Source organism: Arenimonas sp. MALMAid1274 (assembly GCF_049195245.1).
Taxonomy (GTDB): domain Bacteria; phylum Pseudomonadota; class Gammaproteobacteria; order Xanthomonadales; family Xanthomonadaceae; genus Arenimonas.
Genome location: NZ_JBMIRR010000028.1, coordinates 104,925 through 121,419 on the forward strand (window position 1 = coordinate 104,925; position 16,495 = coordinate 121,419).

Consider the following 16,495-nt stretch of genomic DNA (forward strand, 5'->3'; position numbering starts at 1 on the left):
TTTTTCAGCCACTTAGCAAGATTTTCGGAGAGCCGGATGGCTAACGAAGGGGTCAACACAGGTCGCCGCCGCTTCCTGACCGCCACCACCGCCGTGGTCGGCGCGGTGGGCGCGGCAGCGGTCGCGGTGCCGTTCATCAGTTCCTGGAAGCCCAGCGCCCGCGCCAAGGTCGCCGGTGCCCCGGTGGACGTGGACATCAGCAAGATCGAGCTCGAGCCCGGCATGCGCATGATCGTGCAGTGGCGCGGCAAGCCGGTCTGGATCTTCCGCCGCACGCCCGAGCAGCTGGCCGCCCTCAAGGGCCTTGACGGCCGCCTGCGCGACCCGGCCTCCGAGAACGCCGACCAGACCCCCGCCTTTGCCAAGAACGAGGCCCGCTCGATCAAGCCCGAGCTGGCGGTCATCGTCGGCATCTGCACCCACCTGGGCTGCTCGCCCAGCTACGTGCCCGAGCTGCAGCCGCAGGCCTTCGACAGCGAATGGCAGGGCGGCTTCTACTGCCCGTGCCACAACTCGCGTTTCGACCTGGCCGGCCGCGTGTTCCAGGGCGTCCCGGCGCCTTCCAACCTCGAAGTGCCGCCGTACCATTTCGTCGACGACAACCACCTGGTCGTCGGTGTCGCCCCCGAGGGAGCCGCGTAATGGCCAACCTGATCACCCGCAAGGCCGAGGACGTCATCGGCTGGTTCAACGACCGTACGCCCGGCCTGCTGCCCTTCTACAAGAAGCACATGTCGGAGTACTACGCTCCGAAGAACTTCAACCTCTGGTACTACTTCGGCTCGCTGGCGCTGCTGGTGCTGGTCAACCAGATCGTCACCGGCATCTTCCTGACGATGCACTACAAGCCGAGCGCGGCGGAAGCCTTCGCCTCGGTCGAGTACATCATGCGCGACGTGGAGTGGGGCTGGCTGATCCGCTACATGCACAGCACCGGCGCCTCGCTGTTCTTCATCGTCGTTTACCTGCACATGTTCCGCGGCCTGATCTACGGCTCCTACCAGAAGCCGCGCGAGCTGGTCTGGGTGCTGGGCATGCTGATCTTCCTGGTGCTGATGGCCGAGGCCTTCATGGGCTACGTGCTGCCCTGGGGCCAGATGTCGTACTGGGGCGCGCAGGTGATCATCAACCTGTTCGGCGCCATCCCGGTGGTCGGCGGCGACCTGACCGAGTGGATCCGCGGCGACTACCTGGTGGCCGACGCCACGCTCAACCGCTTCTTCGCCCTGCACGTGATCGCGCTGCCGCTGGTGCTGCTGCTGCTGGTCGTGCTGCACCTGGGCGCGCTGCACGAGGTCGGTTCCAACAACCCCGACGGCGTGGACATCAAGAAGGTCAAGGACAAGGAAACCGGCAAGCCCAAGGACGGCATCCCCTTCCACCCGTACTACACGGTGAAGGACCTGTTCGGCGCCGGCTTCTTCCTGATCCTGTTCGCCTTCATCGTCTTCTTCGCCCCGGCGATGGGCGGCTGGTTCCTGGAGTGGGACAACTTCATCCAGGCCGACCCGCTGGTCACCCCGGCGCACATCAAGCCGGTGTGGTACTTCACGCCCTACTACGCAATGCTGCGCGCCATCCCCGACAAGTTCTTCGGCGTGGTGGTGATGGGTGGCGCGACCCTGATCCTGTTCCTGCTGCCGTGGCTGGACCGCTGCAAGGTCCGCTCCATCCGCTACCGCCCGCTGCTGCACAAGATCCTGATCGGCATCTTCGCGGTCTCGTTCGTGGTGCTGGGCTGGCTGGGCGCGCAGTCCGGTTCCGACGCGCAGAAGCTGGTGGCGCAGATCCTCACCGCCTACTACTTCGCGTTCTTCATCTTCATGCCCTTCTGGTCCGCGATGGGCCAGACCAAGCCAGTTCCCGAGCGGGTGACCACGCATGACTAAGCTGCGCCTCTTCGCCCTCCTGCTGGCGTTCGCGCCGGCGCTCGGCCTGGCCGCCGGCGGCGGCCCGCTGGAGGCCTCGGGCACCGACCTGAGCGACCGGGCCTCGCTGCAGCGCGGCGCCGGCCTGTACATGAACTATTGCTCGGGCTGCCACTCGCTGTCCCTGCACCGCTACTCGCGCATCGGCGAAGACCTGGGCCTGACCCAGGAGGAAGTCGAGCAGAACCTGATCCTGGGCGAGGCCAAGTACGGCGAGAACATCAGGACCGGCATCGCGCCCGGCGACGGCAACGCCTGGTTCGGCAAGGCCGCACCCGACCTTAGCCTGGTGGCCCGCGCCAAGCTCGGCGGTGCCGACTGGGTGTACTCCTACCTCAAGGGTTTCTACGTCGACGAAACCCGCCCGATGGGCTGGAACAACACCGTGTTCCCGGGTGCCTCGATGCCGCACGTGCTGTGGGAGATGCAGGGCATCCAGCGCCCGGTCTACGGCGAGTCGCACGACGGCGCCGCGCCGCACGTCGAAAAGCTCGAGCTGGCCACGCCCGGTCGCCTCGACGCCCGCCAGTACGACCAGGTGGCGCGCGACATCAGCGCCTTCCTGCAGTACGTGGCCGAACCGGCCGCGCTCAAGCGCGAGTCGCTGGGCGTCTGGGTGCTGCTGTTCCTGGCCTTTTTCACCCTCATCGCCTACCTGCTCAAGAGCGAGTACTGGCGCGACGTGCACTGAGGCCCCCGGGCCTGTTGGCAGCAGAAGGCCGCCTCCGGGCGGCCTTTTGCATGATGGGGCCGGTCAGGGGCCGTGGCGGTCCGCGTCGCGGGCAGCCGGTGGCTTGCGGCGGACCGGGGATTTCGGGCAGGGTTAGGGCTTCGGGTGACCGCTAGCAGGGGCTGGCGGCGCCGCGTGAGGGAACCCCGATGGCTGCCAGTCCGCGCATCCGCAACGCCCTGACCCTGTTCTCCGCCCGCGACTGCGTGGTCTGCCACCGGGTCCGGCTGGTGCTGGCGGCCAAGGGCGTGACCTACGAACTGGTGCCGGTGGACCCGGGCAACCCGCCTGAAGACCTGGTGGACCTCAATCCCTACCATTCCGTACCGACCCTGGTGGACCGCGACCTGGTGCTGTATGCCGCCTCGGTGGTGTCCGAATACCTGGACGAGCGCTACCCGCATCCGCCGCTGATGCCCGTGGATCCGCTGTCGCGCGCGCGCCTGCGCCTGGCGATGCTGCGGCTTGAACACGAGTGGGTGCCGCACGTGCAGTCCATCCAGCACGGCAACAAGGCCCAGGCCGACGCCGGCCGCAAGCGCCTGAAGGAACTGCTGATCGCGGCGCTGCCGCTGTTCAAGGCCTCCAAGTTTTTCCTCAACCCCGAGATGAGCCTGGCCGACTGCGCGATCGCGCCGATCATCTGGCGCCTGCCGGCCCTGGGCGTGGTGCTGCCCAAGGAAGCCAAGCTGATCGAGGACTACGGCATGCGCATCTTCCGCAACCCGGCCTACCTGCGCAGCCTCACGCCCGAAGAAAAATCCCTGCGCGAGCTGCCGCCGTGACCGAGCCGGTCGCCGCGATGGGCTCCAACCGCCCCTACCTGCTCCGGGCGCTCAACGAGTGGATCTGCGACAACGGCATGACGCCCTACCTGCTGGTGGACGCCGCGCGCGACGGCGTGCAGGTGCCCAGCTCGGCGGTGAAGGAAGGCCGCGTAGTGCTCAACATCGCCCCGCGCGCGGTGGCGCACCTGGTCATCGACAATCGCGAGGTGCGCTTCATGGCCCGCTTCGGCGGCGTCAGCCAGTCGGTGCAGGTGCCGGTGACCGCCGTGCTGGCGATCTACGCCCAGGAAACCGGGCAGGGCATGATGCTCCCGGAGGACGGCGCCACGCTGCCCGAGGATTCGCCCGATCCGGCGCCGGCGCCGGACGCGGGCGGCGACGGCCCCAAGCGCAGCCACCTGCGCGTTGTGAAGTAAGCGGTTAAGGCCCTCAGGCCGGACTGTCCTGCGGTGGCATCGGACCCACCAGCGAATGCAGGCGGCGCCCATGCAACACGATGCGTCCGGCGCGACGGTCCTCGCCGCCCACCGAATACTCGAAGCCGTAGTGGCGCTCCAGCCCCAGCCAGCCGTCCGACCCGCGGCGCAGGCGCATCTTGAGCAGGTGCACGCTCTGGTCGAGCCATTGCACGCCGGCACGTGCGCAGGCCACCTGGCCCAGGCGGGTGGCGGTTTCGGCGGCCGCGCGGCCGGCAAACCAGAACACGGCGACGGCCATGGCCGCGATTAGGAAGAGCAGGGTCGATAACATGCCGCCAATGTGGGGCCGTCGCTGCCCGCCCGCAAGCCGCCCCCCTGCCGGCTGGCGCCGCGCATGGATAAGATAGGCCCGGATGCCGGCCCTTGGGGCCTTCGCCAATTCGCAGGAGAGCGAAGATGAAACTGGTGTTTCCCAACGGCGAACATGCCCAGGTGCTGCTCAATTCGGGCGTGAACAGGATCGGCTCGGCCTCCGAGGGTGCGGTGGTGCTCACCGACCCCGCCATCGCCGGCCTGCACTGCGAGATCCACGTCACCAGCACCGGTGCCAACCTGCAGGTGCCTGCGGGCGGCGGACCGGTCACGGTCAACGGCAAGCCGGTGTCGGACATCATGGCGCTGCGTGGCGGCGACCAGATCGGCCTGGGTCCGGTGATGGCCAAGTTCGTCGTGGTCGAGGCGGCCCGCAGCCAGCCTGCGCCCGGCGTGGTGCCGGGCTCGGATGAAGACTCGGGCGCCACCCGCGTGCGCATGGCCGTGCCCAAGTACGTGCTGCGCGGCGTGTCTGGCGCGGTGTTCGGCAAGGTGTTCCCGGTGGCCGGTCCGGTGGTCATCGGCCGCGCGGTGGAGTGCGACATCTCCGTGCAGGCCGAAGAAATTTCCAGGCGCCACGCCCTGGTCAAGCCCACGCAGGATGGCCTGTCGGTCGAGGACCTGGGTTCGTCCAATGGCACCTACATCAATGCGAAGCGCGTGCAGCAAGGCTTCCTCAATGCCGGCGACGAACTGCGGCTGGATGCGGTGCGTTTCATCGTGGTCGCGCCGGGCATGGAAATGGCCCAGCAGACGTCGCGCATGGCGGCGGCCTCGGATTCGTCGGCCTCCGACCGCAGCGCCGCGGCGCCAGGCATGAGCAAGTGGGTGCCGATCATGCTGACGGCGGCCGCGATCCTGGCCACCGTGGCGCTGGTGATGAGCCGCGGCTGACGCACCGCGCAGGGCCCCGCTCTCAGCCGGGCGGGGATCCCAGGCGCAGCGACAGGTCCAGCGCCTGCACGTGTTTGGTGAGTGCGCCGACCGACACGAAATCCACGCCGGTGGCGGCGATCGCGGGCAGGCGCTGCAGGTCCACGCCGCCAGATACTTCCAGCGGAATGCGTCCACCGGCCATGGCCACGGCGGCCTGGAGGTCGGCCGCGCTGAAGTCATCCACCAGGATGCGTTCGCAGCCGGTGGCCAAGGCCTGCGCCAGTTCGTCCAGGTCCTCGACCTCGATGATCAACGGCAGCGCGGGGTGCATCGCGCGCGCGGCCGCGGCGGCCGCGGCGATCGAGCCGGCCGCGTGGATGTGGTTTTCCTTCAGCATCACGGCGTCGTACAGGCCCATGCGGTGGTTGCTGCCGCCGCCGGCGCGCACCGCGTACTTCTGCGCCTGGCGCAGGCCGGGCAGGGTCTTGCGGGTATCGAGGATGCGGGTGCGGCTGCCCGCGACGGCCGCCACGTAGGCCGCGGTGCGCGTGGCCGTGGCCGACAGGGTCTGAAGAAAATTGAGCGCCGGGCGTTCGGCACTGACCAGGGCGCGGGTGCGGCCTTGCAGCGTGACCAGCACCGTGCCCGCGTCAACGGCCTGGCCTTCCTGCACGCGCCAGTCCAGGCGCGCCTGCGGGTCCAGCGCCAGGAAACAGGCATCGAACCACGGACGTCCGGCAATGACGCCGGATTCCTTGGCGATCACGTAGGCCCGGGCCGGATCGTCGGGCAGCAGCGCGGCGGTGGCATCGCCCGGGCCTAGGTCTTCGGCCAGGGCGCGGGCGACGTCGTCCTGCACGAGGGCAGGCGAAGGCGGCGTCGGCAGCGTGGCCATCAGCGCGGGAAGTCGGCGACCTGCGCGGTGGCGATGGCCTCGTCGGCCAGCAGCACCGGGATGCCGTCATCCACGCGATAGACCAGGCGACGGTCGCGCGACACCAGGGCTTCCGCCAGCGGCTCGCCCTGCGGGCCACCATCGGCGCGGGTGACGCCGCCGGCGGCGATGGCCCGGTTCAGCGCCGCCAGCTCGGCTGCGTTCAACAGGGCCAGCGGCTGCTTGGTGGTGGGGCAGCAGAGGATGTCCAAGAGCTTGCGGTCCATGGGCGCGGCTGTGTCCGGCGGGGGCTTGGGTCTAGAATAGCGTTTTGCCGACGCCGCCCGCCATGAACGAACGTGCCGCCGCAAGCCAGGTCGCTGCTTCCCCGCTGGTCGGGGTGGTCATGGGTTCGCGCTCGGACTGGGAGACGATGCAGCACGCCGTCGCCCGGCTCGAACAGCTCGGTGTGCCGCATGAAGTGAGGGTGGTCTCGGCGCACCGCACGCCCGAACTGCTGGTGGACTACGCACGCGGCGCCAGTGCGCGCGGCCTGCGCGCCATCATCGCCGGTGCCGGCGGCGCCGCCCACCTGCCCGGCATGATCGCGGCGATGACCGCGGTGCCGGTGCTGGGCGTGCCGGTGCAGAGCAAGGCGCTCAACGGGCTGGACTCGCTGCTGTCGATCGTGCAGATGCCCGCGGGCGTGCCGGTGGCCACCTTCGCGATCGGTGCGGCGGGTGCCGCCAATGCCGGCCTGTTCGCCGCGGCGATGATCGCGCCCGGCGACGCCGCCGTGCGCGCCGCGCTCGACGAATTCCGCAGCCGCCAGACCCGCGACGTGCTCGACCATCCGGATCCGCGCCAGCCGTGACCACCGTCGGCATCCTCGGAGGCGGGCAGCTGGCCCGCATGCTCGCGCTCTCGGGCGCGCCGCTGGGCCTGCGCTTCCTGGTGCTCGACACCACGCCGGATGCCTGCGCCGCGCAGTTCGCGCCGCTGCTGCAGGCCGACTACCGCGACGAGACCGCGCTGGCACAGTTCGCCGACCGCGTGGACGTGGCCACCTTCGACTTCGAGAACGTGCCGGCCGAAAGCGCGCGCTGGCTGGCCGACCACGTGCCGGTCTTCCCCAGTCCTCGCGCCCTGGCCGTGGCGCAGGACCGGCTGGCGGAGAAGACCCTGTTCCGCGAGCTCGGCATTCCGGTGCCCGAGTTCGCGGCCATCGACAGCCGCGCTTCGCTGGACGAAGCGCTGGCGCGCATCGGCACGCCCTGCATTCTCAAGACCCGCCGCCTGGGCTACGACGGCAAGGGCCAGTTCCGCCTGCGCTCGGCCGACGATGCCGGCGCCGCCTGGGACGCGCTCGGTGCGCAGGCCGATACGGTGGGCCTGATCCTGGAAGGCTTCGTCGCCTTCCAGCGCGAGCTGTCGGTGGTCGCGGTGCGCGGCCGAGATGGCGAACTGCGCGCCTGGCCGCTGACCGAGAACTGGCATGAGTCGGGCATCCTCTCGGCCAGCCTGGCGCCGGCGGCGGTGGACGAAGCGCTGCAGGCCCAGGCGCTGGCCGCCGCGCGCAAGGTGGCCGAGGCCCTGGACTACGTCGGCGTGTTCGCGCTCGAACTGTTCCTGCGCGACGGCGTGCTGCTGGCCAACGAGATGGCGCCGCGCGTGCACAATTCCGGGCACTGGACCATCGAGGGTGCACGCACCTCGCAGTTCCAGAACCACCTGCGCGCCGTGCTGGGCCTGCCGCTGGGCGATACCCGCGCGGTGGGCCACAGCGCCATGCTCAACTGGATCGGCACCCTGCCGACTCCGCTGCCGGTGCTGTCCGAGGCCTGCGGGTACTGGCACGACTACGGCAAGTCCGCGCGCGAAGGCCGCAAGGTCGGCCATGCCACCCTGCGCGCCGAATCGCGCCAGGAGCTGGCATCGGCACTCGAACAGGTCGGTCTGGCGCTGGGCCGCGAAGCCCAGGTGGCGGCGGTGGTGGAACGACTTCGCGAAGCCTGAGACGCGGGCGCCTAGGCCGGATCGGCCGCCGGAAAAACGACGACGTGGGCCAGGTCCGGACGCACGCGCACGCGCTGCCCCGGCGTGCGCTGCTGATGGCTGGGGAACAGCGCGCTGAGCGCGGTACCGTCGTCCAGCCGCAAGGTGTGCAGGCTTTCAGCGCCGCGGAACGCGACCGCGCTCACCTCGGCCTCGATGCCGCCGGTGTCGGTCGGCACCAGATCGTCGGGACGCAGCAGCACGCGCACGTCGCTGCCGATCGCCCAGGGCAGGCCGGCGATCACGTCCAGCTCGCCGAGCGCGGTGGCCACGCGGTTGCCCGCGATCACGCGCGCCGGCAGGAAGCGGCCGTCGCCGACGAACGAGGCCACGAAGGGCGTGGCCGGCCGATGGTAGAGCTCGAAGCCCGGGGCCCACTGCAGCAGGCGGCCGGCCTGCATCACGCCCACGGTGTCGGCGAAGGCGAAGGCTTCCTCCTGGTCGTGGGTGACCAGCAGGGCGGCAATGCCCAGCCGCTTGAGCAGCGCGCGCAGGTCGTCGCGCAGGCGGCCGCGCAGGTCCGCGTCCAGGCTGGAGAAGGGCTCGTCGAGCAGCAGCAGGTCGGGCCGCGGGGCCAGCGACCGCGCCAGCGCCACGCGCTGCTGCTGGCCGCCGGAGAGTTCGTGAGGGTAACGGGAGGCCAGCGATTCCAGCCCGAGCAGGGCCAGGGTTTCCAGCGATCGCGGGCCGCGGGTCGCGGTGTCGAGGCGGTGCAGGCCGAAGGCCACGTTGTCGGCCACCGTCATGTGCGGAAACAGCGCCAGGTCCTGGAACACGAAGCCCAGGCCCCGCTTTTCCGGCGGCAGGGGCCGGGCGTCCACGCCCCGGAGCTGCAGCGTGCCGGCCGTGGGCTCGTGGAAGCCCGCGATGGCGCGCAGCAGGGTGGTTTTGCCGCAGCCGCTGGGGCCGAGCAGGCAGCCCAGTTCGCCGGGCTGCAGCGCCAGGCCCACGTCGATCACCGCGGCCTGTCCTGCGTAGGCGCAGGACAGGCCCTGGATCGCGAGCAGGGGCCCGTTGGGGTGCATCAGGCCATCTGGCTGGCGACGAAGTCCCAGTTCACCAGGTTCCAGAAGGCTTCCACGTACTTCGGGCGCGCGTTGCGGTAGTCGATGTAGTAGGCGTGCTCCCAGACGTCGCAGGTGAGCAGGGCCTTGTCGGTGCCGGTGAGCGGGGTGGCCGCGTTCGGGGTGCTGACCAGGGCCAGGGAGCCGTCCGGACGCTGCACCAGCCAGCCCCAGCCCGAGCCGAAGGTGGTGATGGCGGTCTGAGAGAACTGCTCCTTGAACGCCGCGAAGGAACCGAAGGACTTGGTGATCGCCTCGGCCAGCTTGCCGGTCGGCTCGCCGCCGCCCTTGGGCTTGAGGCAGTTCCAGTAGAAGGTGTGGTTCCAGACCTGGGCGGCGTTGTTGAACATGCCCCCCTGCGACTTGCGGATGATGGTCTCGAGGTCCATGTCGGCGAACTCGGTGCCTTCGATCTGCTTGTTGAGGTTGGTGACGTAGGTCTGGTGGTGCTTGCCGTAGTGGAAATCGATGGTCTCGGCCGAGATGTGCGGCTCGAGGGCGGCGCGGTCGTAGGGCAGGGCGGGCAGTTCGATGGCCATGGGGGATCTCCGGTTGCTAGGGGCTGGGCGCCGTCGGGCGGCGCGTTGGCCGTATAATTCTAGCCCTATCGCGCGCCCGCCTCCGGGACGCGCCCTGAACGGAGTTTTCCATGAACGTCCTGGACCGCATCAAGGCCGAGGTCGAAGGCCACCCGATCGTGCTTTTCATGAAGGGCACGCCGCAGTTCCCGATGTGCGGCTTCTCCAGCCGCTCGGTGCAGGCGCTGAAGAACGCCGGCGCCGCGGGCTTCCACAGCATCAACGTGCTCGAGGACCCGGAGATCCGCGCGAACCTTCCGCGCTACTCCGACTGGCCGACCTTCCCGCAGCTCTTCATCAACGGCGAGCTGATCGGTGGCTGCGACATCACCGTCGAGCTGCTCGACAGCGGCGAGCTGGCGCGCATGGTCGCCGAGGCCCAGAAGGCCGCATGAACCCGGCGGCGTCGGCGCTGCCGGCGGTTCCGGCCGATGCCCTGGCCGGACGCACGGTGCTGGTCACCGGGGCACACGGTGGCCTCGGCGCGGAGGCCGCCAAGGCCTGCGCGCGCGCGGGCGCCACGGTGGTGCTGCTGGGCCGCCGCGTGCCCAAGCTCAACCGCGTCTATGACGCCGTGAAGGCGCTCGGCCCCGAGCCCGCGCTGTATCCGCTGGACCTGGCCGGCGCCGATCCGGCCGACTATGCCGAGCTGGCGGCCAAGGTCGCCGCCGAGCTGGGTGGCCTGCACGGCCTGCTGCACTGCGCCGCCGAGTTCAACGGGCTGGCGCCGCTGGAGGCCACCGCGCCCGAGGCCTTCGTGCGCAACCTGCACGTGAATCTCACCGCGCCCTGGCTGCTGACCCAGGCCTGCCTGCCCTGGCTGCGCAAGGCGGCCGACAGCGCGGTGGTGTTCGTCACCGACGAGCCGGCGCGGGTCGGCAAGGCCTACTGGGGTGCCTACGGGCTATCGAAGCTCGCGCTGGGACATCTGGTGGCGCAGCTCAGCGCCGAGACCGACCAGACCGCCGTGCGGGTGTCGGGCCTGGAGCCCGGCCCGATGCGCACCGACCTGCGCGCCCGCGCCTACGCCGACGAGGCCCAGCTGCGCGTCCCGGGCCCGGCCAGCTACGCGCCGGCCTGCGTGCACCTGCTGTCCGCCGCCGGTCGCGACCTGCGCGGCCAGGTCTGGGCGCCCCGGGTGCCGGCATGACCACGCTCTCGGCCGCCCTGCTGCTGTTCCTGATCCTGGACCCGCTGGGCAACATCCCGGTGTTCCTGGGCCTGCTCAAGCCCTTGGCCCCGGACCGGCGCCGGATCGTGCTGGTGCGCGAGCTGCTGATCGCGCTGGGCGTGCTGCTGGCCTTCATGTGGGGCGGCAAGTACGTGCTCGAGGCCATGCACCTGCGCCAGGAGTCGGTGTCCATCGCCGGCGGCATCGTGCTGTTCCTGATCGGCCTGAAGATGATCTTCCCCAGCGCGGAGGGCATGTTCGGCGAGGTGCCCGACGGCGAGCCCTTCATCGTGCCCATGGCCATTCCCCTGGTCGCGGGTCCGTCGGGCATGGCCGCGGTGATGCTGCTGGCCAGCCAGGAACCCGACCGCATGGGCGACTGGACCCTGGCCCTGGTGCTGGCCTGGGCCGGCACCGCGGCCCTGCTGTTCTCTGCCACCTACCTCTACCGGATGCTCGGCATGCGGGTGCTGGTGGCGGTGGAGCGGCTCATGGGCATGCTTTTGGTGGCCATTTCGGTGCAGATGCTGCTCGATGGCGTCGCCACCTACCTGCGGGCGGCCCCCGGCGCCTGAGCCGGCGCCCGCGCCCGGCAGCCAGCGGCCCGTGGGGTGACGCCCGTCCCGATCCTGTCACCTGAATGACATGTGACCGGGGTACCGTGTTAAACTCTTGTTATTGCCGGGGAACGCAGGGGACACCCTTCCTGGGCAAGTCATCAAGGACTAGCCACGCCTGGCCCGTCAGGCACAGCGGCGGGACGCCGCGACTCTCTTTCTATAGCCACTAAAATCAGGGTTAACCACCATGACCAATCGCAACCGGGTTCGGCTCTCGCAGCTCTCCCTCGGCCTCGCCATCGCCCTTGCGGCGGCGCCGGCCTTCGCCCAGAACACCACCGCCGCCGTCGGCGGCCGCATCGTCAGCGGCGATTCGCAGCCGGTTGCCGGCGCGCAGGTGACCATCGTGCACGCCCCGTCGGGCACCGTCAGCAACGCCACCACCGGCGCTGACGGCCGCTACTCCGCGCGCGGCCTGCGCGTCGGCGGCCCGTACACGATCACCATCGTCAAGGACGGCGTGACCGAGACCCGCGAAGGCGTGTACCTGCAGCTGGCCGAGACCACCGCGGTCGACGCCACCCTGGGCCAGGGCGACACCACCACGCTGGACGTGGTCGAAGTCACCGGCACCGCGATCCAGTCCGAAGTGTTCAGCGCCAGCAACATGGGCGCGACCACGGCCGTGAACCGCGAGCAGCTGGACGCGTTCGCGTCCATCCAGCGCAACCTGCAGGACTACGCCCGCCTCGACCCGCGCCTGTCGCAGACCGACAAGGAGCGCGGCGAGATCTCGCTGGGCGGCCAGAACAGCCGCTTCAACTCGATCACCATCGACGGCGTGAACACCAGCGACACCTTCGGCCTGGAAGCCAACAACCTGCCGACGGCGAAGCAGCCGATTTCGATCGACACCATCGAGTCGGTGCAGATCAACGTCTCCAACTACGACGTGACCCAGACCGGCTACACCGGCGCCAACATCAACGCCGTCACCAAGTCGGGCACCAACGAGTTCTCCGGCACCCTGACCTACGTGTACCGCGACGACCGCCTGGCCGGCGACCGTCTCAACACCACCAGCGGCGAATACTTCGACTCCCCGGAGTTCGAGGAAGAGACCAAGGGCATCACCTTCGGTGGCCCGCTGATCAAGGACCGCCTGTTCTTCTTCGCGGCCTATGAAGAGTTCACCAGCTCGCGCCTGGCGCCCGAGTTCGGCCCGATCGGCAGCGAGTTCACCAACGTCGGCATCACCCAGGCGCAGATCGACCAGACCATTGCCATCGCCAACGGTTACGGCATGGACGTCGGCACGCAGGAATTCCCCACCGACGCCGAACTGAGCGTCGAGGACTCGCTGCTCAAGCTCGACTGGAACATCACCGACGCGCACCGCATGAGCCTGCGCTACAACAAGACCGAGCAGTCCGAGCCGATCTACTACGGCTTCGGCATCCGCAGCCTGTCGCTGTCCTCGCACTGGACCACGCAGGAGAAGGTGTTCGAGAGCCTGGTCGGCCAGCTGTTCAGCGACTGGTCCGAGAACTTCTCGACCGAGCTCAAGATCGCGCGCCGCACTTACGACAGCGTGTTCAACAACAACTCCGACCTGCCGACCGTGTCGGTGCAGTTCACCGACCCGACGCCGCCGGGTGTGCCCAGCGGCACCCGCACGCTGCTGATGGGTACCGAGAACAGCCGTCACTTCAACCAGCTCAACACCGAGACGACCAGTGCCTACTTCGCCGGCAACCTGTTCATCGGTGACCATGAGCTGAAGTTCGGCATGGACTACGACGACAACGAGATCTTCAACGCCTTCCTGCAGAACACCAAGGGCAACTACGTGTTCTCCTGCCTGTTGGCCTCGCAGTGCGCCAACAGCTTCCAGGCCGGTCGCCCGTTCACCTACACCTCGCAGCAGCCGCGCGCCGGCCTGACCCTGCAGGACGGTGCCGCGCAGTGGTCCAACCAGAACATCGGCCTGTTCATCCAGGACACCTGGTCGGTCAACTACAACCTGACCCTGATGGCCGGCATCCGCCTGGATACGCCGAACATCGACGAAGAGCCGCTGTTCAACGCCGCCGCCAACGCCGCCACCATCGCCCGCACCAGCACCTTCGGTCGCCAGACCGGCGGTTTCGGCTATGACAACAGCGTCACCATCGACGGCAAGGAGCTGATCCAGCCGCGCTTCGGCTTCAACTACACCTTCGATAGCGAGCGCCCGACCCAGCTGCGCGGTGGCTTCGGCCTGTTCCAGGGCGCGGCGGCCAACGTCTGGCTGTCCAACCCGTACTCCAACACGGGCCTGGCCACCCAGGTGTTCTCCTGCGGCGGTTCTTCGCCGGCCTGCCCCCTGGGCTCGATCTTCAGTGGCGATCCGGACAACCAGCCTCGCCCCGTGGGCAGCCAGCCGGCCGCCAACGTCGACATCATCGATCCGGACCTGGAGCAGCCGGCCATCTGGAAGGCCAACCTCGCGTTCGAGCATGAGCTGCCGTTCTGGGGCCTGGTCGCGTCCGCCGAGCTGCTGCTGACCAAGACCGAAACCGGCATCTTCTACGAGCACCTGAACCTGGGCCAGGCCACCCGCATCGGTCCGGACGGCCGCGAGCTGTACTGGAACGCCAACGGTTACAACCCGGCCAACTGGAACGCCGCTGGCCAGGGCACCGGCACCACGTCGCGCGCCAGCAGCAACTCGTCCTTCGGCAACGTGATCCTGGCCCGCCCGAGCGACAAGGGCCACGGCGAGATGCTGACGGTGAGCCTGTCCAAGCCCATGTCCAACGACTGGGCCTGGAGCCTGGCCTACACCTACGCCGACGCCACCGACGTCAGCCCGCTGACCTCGTCCACGTCGAACTCGAACTGGAACGGCCGCATGATCTTCAACCCGAACGAGGAAGTGGAGGCCACCTCCAACTACCTCGTGAAGGACCGCTTCTCGGGTGCGCTGCAGTGGCGCCGCAACTTCTTCGGCGACTACAAGACCGAATTCGCGGTGTTCTACGAAGGCCGTCGCGGCAAGCCGTACAGCTGGACCTACATCAACGACTTCAACGGCGACGGCATCGCCGGAAACGACCTGATGTACATCCCGAACCCGGGCGAGGTCTCGTTCCGCGACCGCAACGGCAACGGCACCGGTGACGAAGAGGCCGCGTTCTGGGCCATCATCAACGCCAACCCGGAGCTGCGCGGCAACGTCGGCCAGGTGGTGGACCGCAACAACAGCTACAACCCCTGGATCAACTCGTTCGACGTGCGCATCAGCCAGGAACTGCCGGGCTTCTTCAAGGGCAACAAGACCGTCATCGCCCTGGACATCCTCAACGTCGGCAACCTGCTGAACAAGGACTGGGGGCAGATCAACGAGATCGGCTTCCCCTCCAACCGCAGCTTCGTCTGGTACAACGGCCTGGATGCCCAGGGTCGCTACGTGTACAACGTCGGCGGCGTCGAGGATCCGGTCAACCGCCAGGCCCGCGGCGAGTCCTCCTGGGCTGCCCAGCTGACCCTGCGCTACGAGTTCTGATAGCGCGGCACTGAGAAACAGGACGGCCGGCGGGAAACCGCCGGCCGTTTTCTTTTGGCGACGTCCGGGATAGGGCGGTGCGCCCGGCCGGTGGTAGAGTCCCCGGTCCAACGACAAGACGACAGCAAAGAGCAACCGATGAGCGACAACCCGAGCAAGCTGGCCACCGTCAACACCCGCATCTCCCCGCGCGGCGGCCTGGACATCCTTTCCCGCGATGAAGTGGCGCGCCTGCACGACGCCTCCACCGGCGGCCTGCGCGAAGTGCTGCGCCGCTGCGCGCTGGCCGTGCTGACCACCGACAGTTCCGACGACGACCCGCGCGCGGCCTCGCTGCGCTACCCCGATTTCGACATCGAGGTGCTGCAGCAGGACCGCGGCATCAAGATCGAACTCAAGGAAGCGCCCGCCACCGCCTTCGTGGACGGCGAGATCATCCGCGGCATCGCCGAGAACCTGTTCGCCGTGGTGCGCGACATCGCCTACAACGCCAACGAAGTGCACGGCAGCAACAAGTTCGACCTGGGCACCAGCTCGGGCATGACCAGCGCCGTGTTCGAGATCCTGCGCAACGCCCGCGTGATGCGCTCGTTCCAGGACCCGAGCCTGGTGGTGTGCTGGGGCGGCCACTCGATCAACCGCGATGAATACCTGTACACCAAGAAGGTCGGCTACCAGCTGGGCCTGCGCGGCCTGGACATCTGCACCGGCTGTGGCCCGGGCGCGATGAAGGGCCCGATGAAGGGCGCCACCATCGCCCACGCCAAGCAGCGGCACGGGCGTCCGCGCTACATCGGTATCACCGAGCCCGGCATCATCGCGGCCGAGTCGCCGAACCCGATCGTCAACCACCTGGTGATCATGCCGGACATCGAGAAGCGGCTGGAGGCCTTCGTGCGCCTGGGCCACGGCATCATCGTGTTCCCGGGCGGCGTCGGTACCGCCGAGGAAATCCTGTACCTGCTGGGCGTGCTGCTGCACCCGGCCAACGCCGAGCTACCGTTCCCGCTGATCCTCACGGGCCCGGCCGCGTCGGCCGCCTACTTCGAGCAGATCGACCAGTTCCTGCGCCTGACCCTGGGCGACGCCGCCACCTCGCGCTACCGCATCATCGTGGACGATGCCGCCGAAGTGGCGCAGGTGATGCGCCAGGGCATCCGCAAGGTGCGCGAGCATCGTCTGAAGGAACAGGACGCCTTCTTCTTCAACTGGTCGCTGCACCTGCCGGAAGAGTTCCAGCTGCCGTTCGCGCCCACCCATGCGGCGATGGCGGGACTCAACCTGCACCGCGACCAGCCGCCGCACCTGCTGGCGGCCGACCTGCGGCGCGCGTTTTCGGGCATCGTCGCCGGCAACGTCAAGGAGGAGGGCATGCGCGAGATCGAGCGCCATGGTCCCTTCACCATCGATGGCGACCGCGACATCATGCGCGCGCTGGATGCCCTGCTGGACGCCTTCGTCGAGCAGCGCCGCATGAAGATCAACGGCACCTACCGGCCCTGCTACCGCGTCGTCGGCGGCTGAGGCCGGCGC

The 16,495-nt window shown here is 68.9% G+C and carries 18 protein-coding genes; 13 read left to right on the top strand and 5 right to left on the bottom strand.

Features of this window, described 5'->3' with window-relative positions; genetic code table 11:
- Positions 1 to 36: 36 nt before the first annotated feature.
- The 5 genes from petA to ACOQFR_RS15295 all read left to right on the top strand — a co-directional run bounded on the left by petA (position 37) and on the right by ACOQFR_RS15295 (position 3,862).
- On the top strand, positions 37 to 642 hold the full coding sequence (gene petA / locus ACOQFR_RS15275) for a ubiquinol-cytochrome c reductase iron-sulfur subunit (protein WP_421383495.1): 606 nt from the start codon (positions 37 to 39) through the stop codon (positions 640 to 642).
- Positions 642 to 1,889, top strand: coding sequence for a cytochrome b (locus tag ACOQFR_RS15280; protein WP_421383497.1), 1,248 nt, complete (start codon positions 642 to 644; stop codon positions 1,887 to 1,889). Before petA ends, ACOQFR_RS15280 begins: the two co-directional genes overlap by 1 nt.
- Positions 1,882 to 2,619 carry a cytochrome c1 gene (locus ACOQFR_RS15285; RefSeq protein WP_421383499.1) on the top strand — a complete coding sequence of 246 codons (738 nt, stop codon included), beginning with the start codon at positions 1,882 to 1,884 and terminating at the stop codon, positions 2,617 to 2,619. The genes ACOQFR_RS15280 and ACOQFR_RS15285 overlap by 8 nt, the downstream gene beginning before the upstream one ends.
- 188 nt (positions 2,620 to 2,807) lie before the next feature.
- Entirely contained in the window at positions 2,808 to 3,443 is a 636-nt protein-coding gene (locus ACOQFR_RS15290) for a glutathione S-transferase N-terminal domain-containing protein (protein WP_421383501.1), read from the top strand.
- Positions 3,440 to 3,862 carry a ClpXP protease specificity-enhancing factor gene (locus ACOQFR_RS15295; RefSeq protein ID WP_421383503.1) on the top strand — a complete coding sequence of 141 codons (423 nt, stop codon included), beginning with the start codon at positions 3,440 to 3,442 and terminating at the stop codon, positions 3,860 to 3,862. Before ACOQFR_RS15290 ends, ACOQFR_RS15295 begins: the two co-directional genes overlap by 4 nt.
- A gap of 13 nt (positions 3,863 to 3,875) precedes the next feature.
- Here ACOQFR_RS15295 and ACOQFR_RS15300 read toward each other — a convergent pair whose 3' ends face one another.
- On the bottom strand, positions 3,876 to 4,196 hold the full coding sequence (locus tag ACOQFR_RS15300; protein WP_421383505.1) for a DUF3301 domain-containing protein: 321 nt from the start codon (positions 4,194 to 4,196) through the stop codon (positions 3,876 to 3,878).
- A 125-nt stretch (positions 4,197 to 4,321) separates the two neighbouring features.
- Here ACOQFR_RS15300 and ACOQFR_RS15305 point away from each other — a divergent pair, with 125 nt between their 5' ends.
- A complete protein-coding gene (locus ACOQFR_RS15305; RefSeq protein WP_421383507.1) occupies positions 4,322 to 5,131 on the top strand; it encodes an FHA domain-containing protein in 810 nt (269 codons plus the stop codon).
- 22 nt (positions 5,132 to 5,153) lie between these two features.
- On the opposite strand, the gene nadC is transcribed toward ACOQFR_RS15305, so the two are convergent.
- Both nadC and ACOQFR_RS15315 read right to left on the bottom strand, forming a co-directional pair.
- Positions 5,154 to 6,008, bottom strand: coding sequence for a carboxylating nicotinate-nucleotide diphosphorylase (gene nadC, locus ACOQFR_RS15310; protein WP_421383509.1), 855 nt, complete (start codon positions 6,006 to 6,008; stop codon positions 5,154 to 5,156).
- Positions 6,008 to 6,274 carry a Trm112 family protein gene (locus ACOQFR_RS15315; protein WP_421383511.1) on the bottom strand — a complete coding sequence of 89 codons (267 nt, stop codon included), beginning with the start codon at positions 6,272 to 6,274 and terminating at the stop codon, positions 6,008 to 6,010. The genes nadC and ACOQFR_RS15315 overlap by 1 nt, the downstream gene beginning before the upstream one ends.
- Positions 6,275 to 6,336: 62 nt before the next feature.
- Here ACOQFR_RS15315 and purE point away from each other — a divergent pair, with 62 nt between their 5' ends.
- Entirely contained in the window at positions 6,337 to 6,861 is a 525-nt protein-coding gene (gene purE, locus ACOQFR_RS15320; RefSeq protein ID WP_421383513.1) for a 5-(carboxyamino)imidazole ribonucleotide mutase, read from the top strand.
- On the top strand, positions 6,858 to 8,003 hold the full coding sequence (locus ACOQFR_RS15325; protein WP_421383515.1) for a 5-(carboxyamino)imidazole ribonucleotide synthase: 1,146 nt from the start codon (positions 6,858 to 6,860) through the stop codon (positions 8,001 to 8,003). Before purE ends, ACOQFR_RS15325 begins: the two co-directional genes overlap by 4 nt.
- 11 nt (positions 8,004 to 8,014) lie before the next feature.
- On the opposite strand, the gene ACOQFR_RS15330 is transcribed toward ACOQFR_RS15325, so the two are convergent.
- On the bottom strand, positions 8,015 to 9,067 hold the full coding sequence (locus tag ACOQFR_RS15330) for an ABC transporter ATP-binding protein (RefSeq protein ID WP_421383517.1): 1,053 nt from the start codon (positions 9,065 to 9,067) through the stop codon (positions 8,015 to 8,017).
- Positions 9,067 to 9,645, bottom strand: a complete 579-nt coding sequence (locus ACOQFR_RS15335) for a superoxide dismutase (protein WP_421383519.1) — start codon at positions 9,643 to 9,645, stop codon at positions 9,067 to 9,069. Before ACOQFR_RS15335 ends, ACOQFR_RS15330 begins: the two co-directional genes overlap by 1 nt.
- 110 nt (positions 9,646 to 9,755) lie before the next feature.
- On the opposite strand from ACOQFR_RS15335, the gene grxD reads away from it, so the two are divergent.
- The 5 genes from grxD to ppnN all read left to right on the top strand — a co-directional run bounded on the left by grxD (position 9,756) and on the right by ppnN (position 16,486).
- Positions 9,756 to 10,079, top strand: a complete 324-nt coding sequence (gene grxD, locus ACOQFR_RS15340; RefSeq protein ID WP_421383521.1) for a Grx4 family monothiol glutaredoxin — start codon at positions 9,756 to 9,758, stop codon at positions 10,077 to 10,079.
- Complete coding sequence (locus tag ACOQFR_RS15345; RefSeq protein WP_421383523.1) at positions 10,076 to 10,834, top strand: SDR family NAD(P)-dependent oxidoreductase; 759 nt, start codon at positions 10,076 to 10,078, stop codon at positions 10,832 to 10,834. Before grxD ends, ACOQFR_RS15345 begins: the two co-directional genes overlap by 4 nt.
- On the top strand, positions 10,831 to 11,430 hold the full coding sequence (locus ACOQFR_RS15350; RefSeq protein WP_421383525.1) for a YhgN family NAAT transporter: 600 nt from the start codon (positions 10,831 to 10,833) through the stop codon (positions 11,428 to 11,430). Before ACOQFR_RS15345 ends, ACOQFR_RS15350 begins: the two co-directional genes overlap by 4 nt.
- 232 nt (positions 11,431 to 11,662) lie before the next feature.
- Positions 11,663 to 14,962, top strand: coding sequence for a TonB-dependent receptor (locus tag ACOQFR_RS15355; protein WP_421383527.1), 3,300 nt, complete (start codon positions 11,663 to 11,665; stop codon positions 14,960 to 14,962).
- Positions 14,963 to 15,100: 138 nt separating this feature from the next.
- Positions 15,101 to 16,486: a nucleotide 5'-monophosphate nucleosidase PpnN gene (ppnN, locus tag ACOQFR_RS15360; RefSeq protein ID WP_421383529.1), complete on the top strand. Its 1,386-nt coding sequence runs from the start codon at positions 15,101 to 15,103 to the stop codon at positions 16,484 to 16,486.
- Positions 16,487 to 16,495: the final 9 nt, after the last annotated feature.

Bases quoted from the DNA above. Each gene is read 5' to 3' on its own strand.
- petA (WP_421383495.1), top strand. From the start codon at position 37: ATGGCTAACGAAGGGGTCAACACAGGTCGCCGCCGCTTCCTGACCGCC.
- ACOQFR_RS15280 (WP_421383497.1), top strand. From the start codon at position 642: ATGGCCAACCTGATCACCCGCAAGGCCGAGGACGTCATCGGCTGGTTC.
- ACOQFR_RS15285 (WP_421383499.1), top strand. From the start codon at position 1,882: ATGACTAAGCTGCGCCTCTTCGCCCTCCTGCTGGCGTTCGCGCCGGCG.
- ACOQFR_RS15290 (WP_421383501.1), top strand. From the start codon at position 2,808: ATGGCTGCCAGTCCGCGCATCCGCAACGCCCTGACCCTGTTCTCCGCC.
- ACOQFR_RS15300 (WP_421383505.1), bottom strand. From the start codon at position 4,196: ATGTTATCGACCCTGCTCTTCCTAATCGCGGCCATGGCCGTCGCCGTG.
- ACOQFR_RS15305 (WP_421383507.1), top strand. From the start codon at position 4,322: ATGAAACTGGTGTTTCCCAACGGCGAACATGCCCAGGTGCTGCTCAAT.
- nadC (WP_421383509.1), bottom strand. From the start codon at position 6,008: ATGGCCACGCTGCCGACGCCGCCTTCGCCTGCCCTCGTGCAGGACGAC.
- ACOQFR_RS15315 (WP_421383511.1), bottom strand. From the start codon at position 6,274: ATGGACCGCAAGCTCTTGGACATCCTCTGCTGCCCCACCACCAAGCAG.
- purE (WP_421383513.1), top strand. From the start codon at position 6,337: ATGAACGAACGTGCCGCCGCAAGCCAGGTCGCTGCTTCCCCGCTGGTC.
- ACOQFR_RS15330 (WP_421383517.1), bottom strand. From the start codon at position 9,067: ATGCACCCCAACGGGCCCCTGCTCGCGATCCAGGGCCTGTCCTGCGCC.
- ACOQFR_RS15335 (WP_421383519.1), bottom strand. From the start codon at position 9,645: ATGGCCATCGAACTGCCCGCCCTGCCCTACGACCGCGCCGCCCTCGAG.
- grxD (WP_421383521.1), top strand. From the start codon at position 9,756: ATGAACGTCCTGGACCGCATCAAGGCCGAGGTCGAAGGCCACCCGATC.
- ACOQFR_RS15345 (WP_421383523.1), top strand. From the start codon at position 10,076: ATGAACCCGGCGGCGTCGGCGCTGCCGGCGGTTCCGGCCGATGCCCTG.
- ACOQFR_RS15350 (WP_421383525.1), top strand. From the start codon at position 10,831: ATGACCACGCTCTCGGCCGCCCTGCTGCTGTTCCTGATCCTGGACCCG.
- ACOQFR_RS15355 (WP_421383527.1), top strand. From the start codon at position 11,663: ATGACCAATCGCAACCGGGTTCGGCTCTCGCAGCTCTCCCTCGGCCTC.
- ppnN (WP_421383529.1), top strand. From the start codon at position 15,101: ATGAGCGACAACCCGAGCAAGCTGGCCACCGTCAACACCCGCATCTCC.